Source organism: Saccharicrinis aurantiacus (assembly GCF_947489045.1).
Lineage (GTDB): Bacteria > Bacteroidota > Bacteroidia > Bacteroidales > Marinilabiliaceae > Saccharicrinis > Saccharicrinis aurantiacus.
Map to the genome: position 1 here is coordinate 21649 of NZ_CANLCN010000007.1, position 16013 is coordinate 37661.

Annotated in this window: 12 protein-coding genes; 7 read left to right on the top strand and 5 right to left on the bottom strand. The window is 36.9% G+C overall.

What is annotated here, in order from left to right:
* Positions 1–117: 117 nt before the first annotated feature.
* Positions 118–348 (top strand): DUF2061 domain-containing protein, encoded by a 231-nt coding sequence (locus QMO11_RS09780; protein WP_075601563.1) that lies wholly within the window; start codon positions 118–120, stop codon positions 346–348.
* Positions 349–537: 189 nt separating this feature from the next.
* On the top strand, positions 538–1530 hold the full coding sequence (hemB, locus tag QMO11_RS09785; protein WP_282037075.1) for a porphobilinogen synthase: 993 nt from the start codon (positions 538–540) through the stop codon (positions 1528–1530).
* Positions 1531–1849: 319 nt separating this feature from the next.
* On the opposite strand, the gene QMO11_RS09790 is transcribed toward hemB, so the two are convergent.
* From QMO11_RS09790 to QMO11_RS09800, 3 genes are all read right to left on the bottom strand, one after another.
* On the bottom strand, positions 1850–2941 hold the full coding sequence (locus QMO11_RS09790) for a Rossmann-fold NAD(P)-binding domain-containing protein (RefSeq protein ID WP_282037076.1): 1092 nt from the start codon (positions 2939–2941) through the stop codon (positions 1850–1852).
* 505 nt (positions 2942–3446) lie between these two features.
* Positions 3447–4445, bottom strand: coding sequence for a ParB N-terminal domain-containing protein (locus QMO11_RS09795; protein ID WP_282037077.1), 999 nt, complete (start codon positions 4443–4445; stop codon positions 3447–3449).
* A gap of 4 nt (positions 4446–4449) precedes the next feature.
* Entirely contained in the window at positions 4450–5469 is a 1020-nt protein-coding gene (locus tag QMO11_RS09800; protein WP_075601566.1) for a ParA family protein, read from the bottom strand.
* An 839-nt stretch (positions 5470–6308) separates the two neighbouring features.
* Here QMO11_RS09800 and QMO11_RS09805 point away from each other — a divergent pair.
* On the top strand, positions 6309–7184 hold the full coding sequence (locus QMO11_RS09805; RefSeq protein ID WP_282037078.1) for a helix-turn-helix domain-containing protein: 876 nt from the start codon (positions 6309–6311) through the stop codon (positions 7182–7184).
* Positions 7185–7268: 84 nt separating this feature from the next.
* Positions 7269–8627 (top strand): NAD(P)/FAD-dependent oxidoreductase, encoded by a 1359-nt coding sequence (locus QMO11_RS09810; protein WP_282037080.1) that lies wholly within the window; start codon positions 7269–7271, stop codon positions 8625–8627.
* Between the two features lie 123 nt (positions 8628–8750).
* Here QMO11_RS09810 and katG read toward each other — a convergent pair whose 3' ends face one another.
* Both katG and QMO11_RS09820 read right to left on the bottom strand, forming a co-directional pair.
* On the bottom strand, positions 8751–10958 hold the full coding sequence (katG, locus tag QMO11_RS09815) for a catalase/peroxidase HPI (RefSeq protein ID WP_282037081.1): 2208 nt from the start codon (positions 10956–10958) through the stop codon (positions 8751–8753).
* Positions 10959–11149: 191 nt separating this feature from the next.
* The gene (locus QMO11_RS09820; RefSeq protein WP_282037082.1) at positions 11150–12010 is read right to left on the bottom strand and encodes a helix-turn-helix domain-containing protein; all 861 of its coding nucleotides are present in this window, start codon (positions 12008–12010) and stop codon (positions 11150–11152) included.
* A 275-nt stretch (positions 12011–12285) separates the two neighbouring features.
* On the opposite strand from QMO11_RS09820, the gene QMO11_RS09825 reads away from it, so the two are divergent.
* The 3 genes from QMO11_RS09825 to QMO11_RS09835 all read left to right on the top strand — a co-directional run bounded on the left by QMO11_RS09825 (position 12286) and on the right by QMO11_RS09835 (position 15955).
* The gene (locus QMO11_RS09825) at positions 12286–12990 is read left to right on the top strand and encodes a response regulator transcription factor (protein ID WP_282037083.1); all 705 of its coding nucleotides are present in this window, start codon (positions 12286–12288) and stop codon (positions 12988–12990) included.
* 349 nt (positions 12991–13339) lie between these two features.
* Positions 13340–14815, top strand: coding sequence for a sensor histidine kinase (locus QMO11_RS09830; RefSeq protein WP_282037084.1), 1476 nt, complete (start codon positions 13340–13342; stop codon positions 14813–14815).
* 243 nt (positions 14816–15058) lie between these two features.
* Entirely contained in the window at positions 15059–15955 is an 897-nt protein-coding gene (locus QMO11_RS09835) for an anti-sigma factor (RefSeq protein WP_075601571.1), read from the top strand.
* The last annotated feature ends 58 nt before the right edge of the window (positions 15956–16013 follow it).

The following is a 16013-nucleotide window of genomic DNA, read 5'->3' on the forward strand; positions in this document are numbered from 1 at the left end:
TATCACAGTTGTAATATTAGTTCTGTTTCTCACTTTCTCAAGTTATATAGTGTTCAAAAACTATCTGTAAATCAATCTTGATGTTCGTATAAATATCAGGATGCTAAATTTTAACTCATGAAAGAAAAAAGATATAGAACCCTACTCAAAACTGTTTCGTGGCGAATAACAGGTACCATCGATACCTTTGTTATTTCATATTTAATAACAGGGCATATAGGTTTAGCTGCATCCATAAGTGGAGTAGAGGTTTTTACCAAAATGTTCCTATACTATTGGCACGAACGCCTTTGGAATGTTATTAAATACGGTAAAGAAAAACCAAAGCCGCCAGAGTATTATATATAAGTGATATCAAGTATCAAAATTTGCTATTAATGCAATGCATGATAGTAATAATTTGAGTGTCTCGTTTACAGGCCTTTTTAAAAGCAGGCTTTATTTTCTAAGCTTACTGTTGTTCATACGGCACAGTAAGTCGGGTTTTGGCTAAGCACCAATAAACACCCATTTTATTATCAATTAATACCCAACAGCATGTTTAAACGATTCAGAAGTACCAGGTTAAGTCCTGAAATAAGAGATAATCATGCCGATGTAGATTTACAAACGCGAGATTTAATATACCCCTACTTTCTAGTAAGTGGTGAGGCCCGTAAAGAAGCTGTACCTAGTATTGAAGGTGCATTTAAGTTTTCACTCGATTTATTGTTGCAAGACCTAGAAGGAACCATTGCCTCAGGCATTGATAAAATTCTTTTAAAAGGAATTGTAGATGATCGCGAAAAATCAAAAGATGCACGTGCAGCATTTAAGCACAATAATCTGATTGAATTAGCCGTAAAAAAAATAAAGGAAACTTATCCTTCCTTAATCGTAATTACCGATGTAGATTTAACACCCTACACCAGTCACGGACAAGGCGGTATTTTGCGCGGACTAACAGTTGATAACGATAAAACCATTGAAATATTAGCAAAAATGGCCGAGAGTCATGCTCGTGCTGGTGCCGATTTTGTAGCACCATCAGCCATGATGGACGGACAAGTGCATGCCATCAAAACGCACCTTAAAAAACGCGGTTATCCCGATGTTAAATTAATGAGTTTTGCAGCCAAGTATGCATCCAATTATTACGGACCAGATAGAGGTATCGACGGTTTAAACCCTGCTGGGCGCGAGCAAAAAGCCTATCAGGTTGATTATCGCACCCGCTTGCAAGGACTCGATGAAGTTGCCACTGATCTCGATGAAGGGGCTGATTGGGTTGGTATTACCCCGGCGCAAACCTATTTAGATGTTATTGTGCGTTCGCGCATTAAATTTTCATCGGCACAAATTGTAGGCTATCAATCCTCAGGCGAGTACATGTCTATTGTAAATGCCGCCAATCAAAATCTATTGGAGCAACAGCCCGCTATGATTGAGTCGCTCACTGCCATTAAACGCGCCGGAGCCAATTATATAGTTACCTATTTTGCCCCCGAAATGGCGCAATATCTCAACGGAGATCCGTACTATGTAATATAGTATACGGACATAAAATATAAAGAAGCAATTCCGATACCTGATGGGTTTTATAGCAGTAATGCTATTGAGTCTGTCGGGTATTTTCATTTTAAACCGCACAGCCCTCCTATCATTTCTTTTTAACCTGGATTAGTAATAGATAGGTTAATGTATATTGCAGGTTTAATAATTGGGTGTTCCCCTCGCCATTAACAACCATAAACTAAAAACACTATTCAGGCTCGGGTCGGGCTTTACATTATATCTTTGCTTCGCCATAATGGGCTCACAAAGGATGCCATTCCAATCCCTAACACAGGTCTGCGGTGTCTTTCCCTATTTACTCATTGCTTGTGTCATACGTAAAAAAGTCAGAATACTCCTTTGTAAATAATCCCGATAGTGTGGTTACGTATGCCTTATCATTATAAAACGAGATAGATGAAATTTTATGGCCTTTTAATCCATCATTTACCAAATATTGCCAGCTTATTTCAGTATCGCTTAATGAGAATTCTAAAATTTGACTATTGTAATACCCAATAAGTCGCCCGTTTATTACTGAATAATTAACTTGATGCAAGTTGCCGATATTGCTACTAAGTACCTTCCAGTTTAAGCCCTTGTCATCAGAACATAAAAAATCATAATCTGAAAATGCATATAACTTTCCATTAAATTCAAATATTTTCACCAGGCTTGTTGGGTATATGTAGTCTACCTTAAACTCATCATCAATTCTAATAGTGTGATACAGGCATGATGCAAAGAAATATTTACCAATAGAATGCAGGCTCCTTATTGATCCCATTTCTTCTTCTAACGGTAGTTTTACGGTGTTGGCAATCTCTATATAAGACCTACCGTATTCATTGATAATTGATAGTTCTGTAATGATAAATTTTGCATTAATATATGTTGAAGATTGTTCTCCATCGCTATAACTGTAGTAGGGTATTAAACATTGGTTTTTGTGATTCATTACAAGGGCTTTGCTTGTAGCGTAATAAGGCGCACAAACTCTACTGCATGTAGAATCAATGTCTGGGATAGAAAGAAAGTCATAAGTGTGGCCATGACTTGGGTTTTTTGTTGCATTGAATGCTACACCTTTTTCTCCTGTTCTTGCAATAATCTCAGAAGTGATAAGGGTTCTTTGATGTATATTTAGATCGTTTATTAATACATAATTTGTAAAATTTTCTTGCTGTGCTGATTTATCGTATTCAACTTTATAAAAACCATTAGGTCCACTGGCGTAAAATGCGCTGGTATCCGAATAACCATTTGTTAGAATCTTATTTTCATATTGAAAATCTTTGTGTGCTTTCCAACTGTATAAATCTTCGCCATTTATTATTTTCTCCTTAGTACAGGATGTTAAACTAAATATGGCAATGGCAAATAGGTTAGCGATTAGTGAGAATTTCATAGTGTATTTTGTTTGAGTTTCAGTTTTATTCGCCGCAAATATAATATAAATATGTAACATAATATGCGGATTTGCTTTCTGCTAAAAAAGCTTATTCTCTCAATAATTTATAAAACCAAATCTAAGTTATTTAGGACAATGTTGATTTCTAATGATGACGATAATAGATTTACGCGTATCATCGAGTGTCAATCTCGCATCAAGGATACCCAATCTCGCATGCGAGATTCACCTTCCTTGATGCGAGATTGGGTATCAGAGGTGCGAGATCGCCATACCTGCATGCGAGATTCATGAAATACCCCTGCGAGATTGGCTTCCTCCTATGCGAGATTCACCTCCGCCATAGCGAGATTGAACTTCCTTGATGCGAGATTGGGGTTCCCAGATACGAGATTCACCTCACCGTATGTGATATTGTATGTTTTTTATTTGAATTTGATGGATTGGAGTAAGCGCTTGAGAAAGCCCCATGCGAGATTGTTGAAAAATCGCATGGGAGACTTTATTCACTATCTTTTAAATCTTCCAGAGCCTTTAGGCGCTCTTGGTAATAAGTTTTTAATTTAGAAATGGCTTCGGCACCGCCTGATTTAATGATCTTTTCCGATTTTGAATTATCGGTTTTTGCATAGGTGTTAAACAGATCGAGCCAGCCCGAATTAGAACTGCTTTTTCTTTGCGTATTTAGCTTTTTATCATCGCTATCCTTGTCTTTCTGATTGCCTGAAAACAACTGTTTGATGATATCTTTTGCTTCAATATCCGATAAATCGGCCAATTCCATTATCGATTGCATTTGTATGCCAAACGAGTTTACCGAAAAATAATCGAGGCGCAAATCAATGGGCAGTTTGTTAATTCCTCTATACAATTTATGGTAGCGCATTATGGTTCGCTTGGTAACGCCAAACTCCGCCGCTAAATTCTCAGCCTCATTGGTATCTGATTTTTTGCCTTCGGTAATAATGCTGTTGTAAATATATCCTATATGGTAATAATACCCCTGTTTGCTTAAGTTACGACGCGAAAGTTGTCGGCGCGACATGTAAATTTTCAGCTCATTAATGCTTTTTATATGCTTAATCTGATCCTTATCAAAAGGGAAATTCAGAATAAACTGTGGCGTAGCATCGCCCATTTCGTCGCTTAACTCACATATGGCCTTGTATCTATGGTGGCCATCAACAATAATGTAAAGAAGTTCTTCCGATTCCGGATTTTGCCATAAAAGAATGGGTTCGCGCACGCCATTCTCCTTAATATCTAGCTTAAGTGCATTATATTCCTCGGTTTGTAGTGGAGTAATATGGCTGTTGAGCTCTTCGTTAATGGTAATGCTTTGGCGAATAGATGCATGTACCGAGGCGTTGGCCGGATTTTCGGCTAGCTTTTGGTTGGCGTCGTTAAAGTTTGTTGGCGATTTAAAACCATTGTCCTTTTTCTTTCCTTTGGCAGCGGATTTATCTGTTGGCTTATCGTTTTTTGATCCTATTCGTCCCATGGTATTACAATAATTCTTTAATTATCGATTCAATTTCTTTTCGCGATTCATTGGCTTCATGATCATCGTACAATGTTTTCATTCGCTGAACACTTTTAGGTACTTGAGTACGCGATGAGAATTTTGTTTCTAAAACTCTGATATCAGTAATGTGTTCTCTTACGTAGGCCATGTTGGTTTTGTGCACCATGGTGTTTGCTTTTACCAAGGTGAATAATAAACCCTCCAACGAAAGTGTGCCTTGTTTTACCGACGATTGTAAATTTATGAATTTTATCAGGTTTACAATCCCCTGTACGGCCGACTTCTCGGGCTGTACTGGTATCAGCACGCTGTCGCTCGCTAAAATGGCGTTGGTAACCAAAATATTCATGGCCGGGGGGTTGTCAATCAGCACAAAATCATACTCTCCACTTACCTTTTTTAATACCTGATCGAGTCTGAATGAGCCAACGGCACCCATTGAGGTGAGTTCATTTTCAAGGTTTTGTAACAGTAGGGTAGAAGGGATGATATGAAAATCGAGTTTTTTACGTCCGCCCACCAAAGCATCGTATCTACACTCTAAAGGATCCACATAACGAGGGTTGTCCTCCAATAGCATACAGTTGTATAATTCAACATCTGAATCTTGTTTGTGGTATAATTCTTCACCCTCTTCATCGGTGTGCGAATAAGTACCCAATATATCCGTTAAACTTCCTTGGGGATCATTATCAATTAATAAAACCTTGTAACCACGCTCAGCCAATCCACGACCAATATTTGCAGTGAGTGTTGTTTTTGATACACCGCCTTTATTGTTCACAATAGAAATTACTTTAGCACCTTCTTGTGGTTCAAAACCATATTTTTTTAAGATGCTTAGGATGCTTTCAAGTGATTCGGCTTTTATCTTTTTCACCCTACCGTGCATTAAATAGGATAGGTTGCGATCGGTAATTCCCGCTTCTTTCTCCAAACCTGAGATACTTAAAGACGGATTATTGCGTAGAAAGATTCTTATTTGATCAGAAATATTCATGAGATAAATATGATTAAAGTGACAATTGTGTCACCTTACGGTTTAATTTCTCACAATATTAATACATAATTACCTATAATCACAATGTTGTGATGCATTAAATTACCCTGTATTACTGTTTTATTTGGTGTAGGTGCTTTTTTCGCAGTTAAAATGTGCCATATCTCACAAAATATTGCAAGATGACTCATTCGTGTATACGAAATGTTCAGATGGGTGGTTAATCTCGATGGGTATACTTCAGACAAAAACACATATTAAAATTAGATATTGCATATCGCTAGGCGTTATTGTGTATTATAATCTTGTTTCAATAGCGACCGAAATGATTTGTTAATTTATTTCTAAGCTGTTCGCGAATAGTCTTTTTTGAATGTGTGTTTTTATAAGATTTTAATTAAGCGCCTTGTTAGGGTGGCCTCTTTACAAAGGGCTTTTGTTTTATTTGAGGCTTTAGTAAGATTGGCTAGCTGAGAGCTTTGCTCTTAGATCCGCCAGCCGCACTTAAGCATCAAATAAATAAGAAAGTTTTTTGTAAAGCAGCCTTGAATTATTGCCGTAAGCGAACGCAGTATCAAGTTCACTTGAATAATGCTGAGTGTGGCAATAATCTTGAAGAAATTTCTTTGCCCTGCCTTTGCCGGCAGGCAGGTTCCGTTTCTTGCTTCAAGGCATCGGGACGATTAAGAATTGAGTATTCTTAATGGTTTCAGGATGAAGTTGGGCAAACAGCCCAATACGTAATATTATTTAGGATAACATTGATCTTGTATAATCAATATATATTCTATATTTTGACACGCCTTGAACCTCACCTCCATATATGGGACTAATGATTTATGAAAAACACGAATATACCTAAACATCAGTTTAAATATAGCTTGAAGCGGGTTGATGGATTCGATATCAATTCATTATCTAAAGTAGAGGAACTTAGAGGCGAGTCGTTATATGAGCCGCATACAATGGGGTTTTATATTCTCATTCATGCCAAAAAAGCAAGTGGTATTCTTTCCATCGATTTTAAACAAATTTTATTGCGCGATAATATAATTATCCCAGTAGCTCTTGGGCAAGTAATACAATACGATAGAAATGTTGTGATGAAAGGGGATGTTATAAAATTCACCTCTGATTTTTTGTTAAAAGAGAAGGTAAATCTGTGTTACCTCTATGGTTCTATTCTGCTAAATCCTCATGTATCCTCACCTGTTTTTGCAGTAACTAAAACCATTAAACAACAAGTAAAAAGTATTATAAAAGCATTTGAAAATAAATGCAATTCTTTTCAATACGAAGAGCTCTTGCGTTGTCACCTGAAAATTTTGATTATTAATTTAGAATCCAAAAACCTCGACGAGGTTAATGATGACGTAGAAACAGATATATTTGAAGATTGCTATTTTTATGAGTTGTTAAACAAGCGTATCAGTTATCGTTTAAAAGTGGTTGATATAGCGGATGAGTTAAAAATTACACCCAAAAAATTAAATCGCCTCTTAAAAAAGAAGACCGGAAGAACCACAAAAAGTTTTATAGATGAACGCCTCATTTTGGAGATTAAACGTTTATTGGTTCACTCAGATATGACCATAAAAGAGATTGCCTATCAGCTTCATTTTGATGAGGTTTGCAATATGTCTAACTATTTTAAGCGACATACATCCATCAGTCCCCTTCAGTTTAGAAACGAATCAAATAGTGTTTTTTTATAAGCAATTGGCATTTTTTTATAAATACCTATCCTTATTCTTTAGTCATATTTGGAGCTATTAAACAAAACACATCTGATTAAGGTTATGAAAAAAGGTAATGGAACATCAAGAAGGCAGTTCTTAAAAATTGGTGCCTTAGGTTTAGGCGGACTAGTTATTAGCGAACGTTCTTATAAATATTTTAAACGAAGCAATGTAAAAGCTAAAATCGTTATTGTAGGCGGTGGAGCTGCAGGTATTACAATGGCCGCTTATTTGAGTGAAATGATTCACGATGAGGATATCACCATAATTGAACCCAATGTAAAGCACCATTACCAACCTGGGTATACAATGATTGCTGGAGGCGTTTTTGATGCGGATGATGTGGTAAAAGATACCAAGTCCTTATTACCTCGCAATGTAAAGTGGATTCAGGATTCGGTAAAAGAACTAAATCCTGAAAATAACTCCTTAACCACCAAAAAATCAGGCGTAGTTGATTACGATTACATGGTGTTAGTGCCTGGCGGACAATTGAATTTTGATTTAATTGAAGGCATTTCACGTAAGGAATTAGGCAAGGGGAACGCGCATTGTATATACGATTTTAATGGTGCACAAAAGTGTTATGAAGCCATTACTAAGTTACCTCAGAAAAAGGATGCACAGCTTGTATTTGCAGATACTTATACCAAAATTAAGTGTGGTGGTGCTCCTAAAAAGATTGCTTTCATGACCGAAGATTATTTGCGTAATGAGAAGGCACGTCAAGGAAAGCAGGTTAATTTTTATACCAATAGTGGTAGCTTGTTTAAACCTGCTGTTTTTGGCGATAGGTTAGAAGAGTTGTTTGAGCAGAAAGAAATTAAACCGCATTTTCAACATCGTTTGGTATCGGTAGATACCTATGCTAAAAAAGCAGTGTTTGAAAAATTACCAGCTCCTACATTAACGGCCACTCCTTTTGATGCCAACTACGAAAAAGTGAATCTCGATTACGATTTCTTACATTTTGTACCACCAATGAGTGCGCCTGATTTTATAAAAAAATCGGATGTAGTAGTCAAACAAGGCGACCTAAAACATGGGGGTTGGGTTGACGTAGATAAGTATACAATGATTCATAATAGATATTCTAATATTGTATCGTTGGGTGATGTTTCGTCGTTACCAACTAGTAAAACCGGTGCTGCCATACGCATACAGGCACCAATTGCTGCAAAAAATTTAATTGCCATTATGGAAGGCAAAACACCAACTGAGAAATACAATGGATATACTGCATGCCCTATTGTTACTGAATACGGGAAAGTATTGATGTGTGAGTTTGGGTACGATAAGGAAGTGATGCCAAGTTTTTCTATGTTAGATCCGGGTGTTGATAGAAGTATGTGGTGGATGCTGAAAAAGCATGGTTTAAAACCAATGTACTACCACGGAATGCTAACAGGCCTAATGTAAAATAGATATAGCTAAGGTGACATTAAAGTCACTTTAGAGTTTGAAAAACCCTTGCTTGAGGGTGTAATGTAAAAATTAGAGAGATGAAATGAATCATCTCTCTAATCTATTTATAAGCTGTCTTTATTTTAAATCAAATCGATCTAAATTCATTACTTTATCCCATGCAGCAATAAAGTCGATAACAAACTTTTCTTCAGCATCAGAACTACCATATACTTCTGCTAAGGCTCTCAATTCTGAGTTTGATCCGAATATTAAATCCGCTCTAGTAGCCGTATATTTAATAGCGCCAGTTTTACGATCTCTCCCGTCGAAATATTCCTTGTCTTCTGATGAAGGCACCCAAGCAGTATTCATATCCAGAATATTCACAAAAAAGTCGTTGCTTAATACGCCTTTTTTATCCGTAAATATACCATGCTCTGAATTGTTATAGTTGGCATCTAAAGCACGCATTCCACCTAAAAGAACTGTCATTTCTGGTGCACTTAAGGTTAATAGTTGTGCTTTATCTACCAATAAATCTTCAGTGCTAACTCCATACTTTTGTTTTAGGTAGTTTCTAAATCCATCGGCAACAGGCTCAAGTACAGAGAAAGATTCTGCATCCGTTTGCTCTTGGCTAGCATCCATCCTGCCAGGTGTAAATGGTACTTCAATATCGTAACCTCCATCTTTGCTCGCTTTTTCCAAAGCAGCACAACCTGCCAGTACAATTAAATCGGCCATCGAAACTTGCTTGTCTCCGCTTTGTGCCTCGTTAAAAGCCTGTTGAATTACAGTTAATGTATTCAATACTTTTTTAAGTTGTGAAGGATTATTGGCTTCCCAATTAATCTGTGGCTCAAGCATAATTCGTGCACCATTGGCACCACCACGCTTATCAGATCCTCTAAAGCTCGATGCTGAAGCCCAAGCAGTCGAAATTAATTCTGACACGGTTAATTCCGATTCTAATACCATCTTCTTTAAACCCTTAACATCCTCAGGGGTAATTAGTGTGTGATTTACCGCAGGAATAGGATCTTGCCATAGCAAATCTTCAGATGGAATTTCGGGCCCTAGGTACAAGCTTTTTGGACCCATATCGCGATGTGTTAACTTAAACCATGCTTTTGCAAAGGCCTCAGCAAACTCCAATGGGTACTCATAGAAACGGCGAGATATCTTTTCGTATTCAGGATCGAAACGCAAAGATAAATCAGTGGTAAGCATTGTAGGAGCATGTTTTTTAGAAGGATCGTGTGCATCAGGAACTATATCTCCAGCATCCTTGGCAACCCATTGATGTGCACCTGCCGGACTTTTAGTTAATTCCCAGTCGTACTTAAATAGGTTTTCAAAAAAGTAATAACTCCATTTGGCAGGTGTTTGTGTCCAGGTAACTTCAAGTCCACTTGTTATTGTATCGCCACCTTTACCTGATTTAAATGAACTCATCCAACCTAAACCTTGCTCTTCTAAATCAGCAGCTTCAGGTTCAGGGCCAACGTGAGCTGCATCACCAGCACCATGTGTTTTTCCAAAGGTATGCCCACCTGCAATAAGGGCCACTGTTTCTTCATCATTCATTGCCATGCGCGCAAAAGTTTCTCTAATATCTTTTGCTGCGGCTAAAGGGTCAGGATTTCCATCAGGACCTTCAGGGTTTACATATATTAATCCCATTTGCACTGCGGCTAATGGATTATCCAAGTCTTTTTCTTTAGAATAACGTTGGTTGCCCTCAAGCCACTCCGATTCGTTACCCCAGTATACATCCTCTTCAGGTTCCCACACATCAGCTCTACCACCAGCAAAACCTAAGGTTTTAAATCCCATTGATTCGAGAGCAACATTACCTGTAAGAATCATTAAATCGGCCCAAGAAATTTTGTTGCCATATTTTTGTTTTATAGGCCAAAGTAAACGACGTGCTTTGTCGAGATTACCATTATCGGGCCAACTGTTTAAAGGTGCAAAACGTTGCTGACCTGTTCCTGCTCCACCACGGCCGTCGCCAGTTCTGTAGGTTCCTGCACTGTGCCAAGCCATACGTATAAATAAAGGACCATAATGGCCAAAGTCAGCAGGCCACCAATCTTGCGAATCCGTCATTAGTTTATGAAGATCGGACTTAAGAGCCTTAAAATCTAGTTGCTTAAAAGCCTCCCCATAATTAAAATCATCATGCATTGGATTAGATAAGCTAGAGTTTTGACGCAGAATATTTAGCTTTAATTGCTTTGGCCACCAATCTCTATTTTGAGTGCCGCCTCCTGTGTGTTTGTGTTTTCCTACGGCACCTGTAACGGGGCACTTGCTTGCATGTTCTTTGTGTTCTTCCATGATTTGCGTTTTATTTTTACGTATTAGAAATTTCGTATTGCATAAGTAGCTCTTGAACTGGATTTTAAATTTATCCAGAAGTTACTTTGTTTCAGGATGAAAATCTAGTTTTACATTGATTTTACCTGATTTCAATAAGAAAAAAAACACTCAGAATAAGCTTATAAATATGGGGTTGAATCTTATAAATTTTAGATGATTTTTATTGATTCTCGAAATGCAGAGGGTGAGCAGCCCACATGTTTTTTAAAATAATTTGCCATGTTAGCAGCTTCATCAAATCCTAATTGATGAGCAATTTCTTTTATACTCAAATTGGTATAAGATAATAAGCGCTTCAATTCTAAAACAATTCTCTCGTCGAGCAGTTGTTTGGGGCTTTTATTTACCGTTTTTTTAAGAGCAGCAGATATTTTTTTGCCATCAGTATTTAATAATTTAAATATGTCGGCTATTTTAGTTTTGTAATTAATGTGGTGGCTAAGCTCCTGATAAAAGCTAGAGTATACGTTAAATGGTAAATCATTTGAAGATCCTACAGACTGTCGTTTAATTTCCTCAACTTTTAAAATAATAAGCTTAAGATAGCTGCGGAGTACTTCTTGATATTCAAATGTATTGTTGTTGATAAATGCTTTTTTAAGCATCATGATAAGTGTGACGAGCTCATCATCACATTGAATTTGAATGGGTTTAATAAACGGATTAAAGGTGAGTGAATTAAATAAATATTTTAGATTAACTTCTTCGTGTATTAAGAAATTGGAAGTAAAAACAATCGTAAATCCTTTAATATTTTGGTCTGCAATATGACTTTGTACTTGTCCACTGATTAATGGAATTAGTGTATTTTTTTTGATGCTAAATTTTTCGAAATCCACTTCGTGCTCACCTTCTCCATCAGAAACAAAAAAGAATTGATGAAAATCGAGGCAGTGTGGCTTAAATATTCTTTCTCCAACTCTTTCATAAACATCTGATATTTCATCCATCTTAAATTCGATGTCTTTGTACCATTCTTTTTTATAATAATGTGTTGGAATCGTTTTCATGTATATAATTTGAGCATGCAAATTAATTAAAAATTTCAATTAAGGTTTAATCCCCTTAAAATGGACTTTTAATTAGTTACTTATAATTGCTGTTTCTTCTGCTTTTCAAGAACCATCTTCGCATTTTAATTCCGTGATAATTCTGTGATACTTATATCATACCTTTACAAAAATGGGATATGCTATCTGTTTTTAAGGACATAAATACTTTGGATTAAACCTTTTTATCATAAATGTGGTTTGGTATTAAGTAGCTTATCAATAAACTCAGCTCTATGACAAAAGTATTATTAGTAGAAGACGATGAAAACATAACGGATTTGTTAAGCATCCACCTAAGTGATTTAGATTGTTCCACTGAGATTGCCAACGATGGTAAACTAGGGTTTGATATGGCCATGGAGCATCAGTATAATTTAATTGTGCTTGATGTTATGTTGCCTGGAATGAATGGAATTCAAGTCTGCCAAAAACTGCGTGCCCTGGATAACCATACCCCAATATTAATGCTTACGGCTAAGTCGGAAGAAATTGATTTGGTATTGGGTTTAGAGTCGGGGGCCGATGATTATTTAACCAAGCCTTTTGGTATCCGCGAATTTATTGCACGTGTTAAAAGCATCTTGCGCAGGCAAGAGGTAAACAAGCAAGAAACCGAAAGTAAAGAAAGTACGCATCATCAGTTTGAGGGATTGGTGATTGACGAACTCAAACATCGTGTTATACTTAATGGTGAGCGAATAGAACTTACCCCAAAGGAATTTGATTTGTTGGTGCTGCTTTGTAAAAACCCCGGGCGAAGTTACGATAGAGATCAGCTGCTGAAAATAATATGGGGATACGAGTTTAATGGATACGAACATACGGTTAACTCGCATATTAACAGGTTGCGAGCTAAAATTGAACCAGATATTACCAATCCCAAGTACATATTAACCACTTGGGGTGTAGGTTACCGATTTAATGATGATATAGATTAGATGTTAGATGAATAGGTTTTAGATTGTTAGTGATTTATTATAAAGGGATCATATAAGGAGCTTGGTTGGTCGGCCTCTTTTCAAAAGGTTATCGTTTTAACTAAAGCTTTAGTAAGACCAGAAAGTTGAGAGCTTCGCTCGAAAATCGTCTGGCCGCACTTAAGGTTTAGGTAAATAAGAAAGCCTTTTGAAAAGCAGCCTTGATTTTTTTTGCTTCTATTTTTTGCATCAAGACAAAAAAAGAAGTCAGGTTTGGGCAGACAGCCCAATACGATATTGTTATTTATGATGCTATGGTCTAGATCTATTGTTTTAATATGTTCATTTTATTACTTAAGAAGAAAATCTCATGGGAATAATAAACTTCAGAAAAAGCTTATACTGGCGCTTGTCGCTATCCTTTTTATTGGTGCTTTTGCTATTGGCAATTTCGTACATAGTAATTGTTACTTATGCCACCGATAAATACTATAACGAAACCACACAAAGGCTAAATGCTGAGGTGGCTGATTATTTGGTAAAGGAATCTCCACCCTTTAAAAATGGGGAAGTTGATAAGGAATCACTGGGTGTGATTATGCATTCTATGATGGCTGTAAACCCTGGTATAGAGGTTTATTTGGTGAGTCCTGATGGCGAAATATTATCCTTTGTGGTGCTTGATAAAAAAGTGAAATTGAGTAGAGTAAATACTGCACCCATTAAAAGTTTTATAGGCAGCAAAGGGCAACAATATGTATTGGGCGATGATCCGCGTAACCCAGGTGAGGAAACAATTTTCTCGGCCACTGAAGTACATCAGGATGGTCTGTTTTTAGGATATGTATATATAGTATTAGCCAGCGAAAAGTATGAAACTACACATGCTTTGGTATCCAATAGTTATTGGATTAAGTTGGGTGTAAATTCTTTTCTGTTAACTCTTATAGCTGCTTTTACCATTGGTTTAATTTTAATATGGGTGCTTACCCGTAACCTTCGGGTGATTATACAAACGGTAAAGCAGTTTGCTGATGGCGATTTACATGCGCGCATTCCTGTGAGTAATAAACAAAATGAATTGTCGGTGTTATCAACCAATTTTAACGATATGGCTGATACCATCCTTAAAAATATTGATGAGCTTAAGCAAGTAGATAGTTTACGAAGGGAATTAATAGCCAATGTATCGCACGATTTACGTAATCCGCTGGCCATTATTCAGGGCTACATTGAAACACTGTTGATGAAATCGGATAGCTTGAGTAAGGAGGATACCATTAAATACATGAAGGTGATTCATAAAAGCAGCGAAAAATTAACGCGTTTGGTGGCCGATTTATTTGAATTATCGAAGCTTGAAGCCCGACAAGTGCAATTGCAAAAAGAGCCGTTCTTTGTGCAAGAATTAATTAGTGATGCTTGTTTAAAATCGAAGTTATTAACCGATAATAAAAACATAAGTGTTGAATCAGTAATTAGTGAAGGTATACCAATGGCCTATGGCGATTTGGCTATGATGGATCGGGTTATTCAGAACTTGCTCGATAATGCCATTAAGTATACGCCAGCCGATGGTCATATTAAGTTGTTGGTTGATAAAGTGGATGGAGGAATAAATGTGAGCATTCAGAATACTGGTGAAGGTATACCCGAAAAAGATTTGCCTAATATTTTTAATCGCTACTATAAGGTGGATAAAGAAAAAGAAGGCATTGAAGGTACCGGCCTTGGATTAGCCATAGTAAAGAATATTCTAGAGGTGCATCAATCGCAAATTAAGGTGGAGAGTACCGTTAATGAAATAACCAATTTCCACTTTACACTGCCTGCTTATAGTGCTTAAATAATTGTTAATTTTTATTTGCAGCTAGGAAAGCGTTAAGGTATTTTATTCAATAAAAACGTAAATCTTAAATAATCAAGGGTCCAGTTATATACTTTAACTGGGCCCTTTGTTCTACTTCATATTTCTATCATAAACTAAAATTAATTGCCACTTTTTTAAAACTTTATACTTCCGTGATAATATCGTGATACTTAATCAGGAAATTTGAATCAAAATAATAACTCAATAAAAACTTTAATTATGAAACGATTTAGATTTCCTTTAGCAGTTCTTTTTTTATCACTATTTATTATTTCATGTGATAACGATGATGACAATGATGATGTTATGCTTGATAATATGCTAACACTCGATATTAAATACTTAGAAAACCTAGGCGCCGATGAGGTGTATGAGGGTTGGATTGTAGTTGATGGTAAGCCAGTAAGTACAGGTACCTTTACTGTTGATGATGATGGTAAACTATCAAAAACAACTTTTACCGTTGATGAAATGTACTTAATAGCAGCTACTGATTTTGTACTATCTATTGAACCAGCTAACGATGATGATCCGGCACCGAGTGCAATAAAAATACTAGGTGGTAGTTTTTCAGAGTCGTCAGCAGATGTGAGTGTTAGCCATGGTGCAGCTTTAGGTAGTACTTTTAAAAGCGCAGCTGGTAAATACATATTAGCAACACCAACAACAAACTCAATGGAAGATGAATTGAGCGGTGTTTGGTTCCTAAGCTTAGAGAGTGGTGCACCTGCAGTAGGTTTAAATTTACCTGAACTACCAAGTGGATGGGCCTACGAAGGTTGGGCTGTAATTGATGGAATGCCAGTGAGCACAGGTACTTTTACCGAGGTTGATATGGCTGATAATGCAGCACCTTACAGCGGTACTGATAACCTAGGGCCAAGTTTCCCGGGAGAAGATTTTATTCAAAATGCTCCTGATGGTTTAACATTCCCTACTGATTTATCAGGAACCACAGTGGTGATCTCCATTGAGCCAAGTCCGGATAATAGCTCAGCTCCATTTATGTTTAAGCCTTTAGTAGCACCTGTAATGGAGGACGCAATGGATCATAAAACTTATGACTTCATGAATAAAGTAGCAGAGACTTTCCCAATGGGAACAGTAACGAGATAGTAGATGGATTTTAATAACAAAGAAACCCACTGGTTGAAAAGCTAGTGGGTTTCTTTGT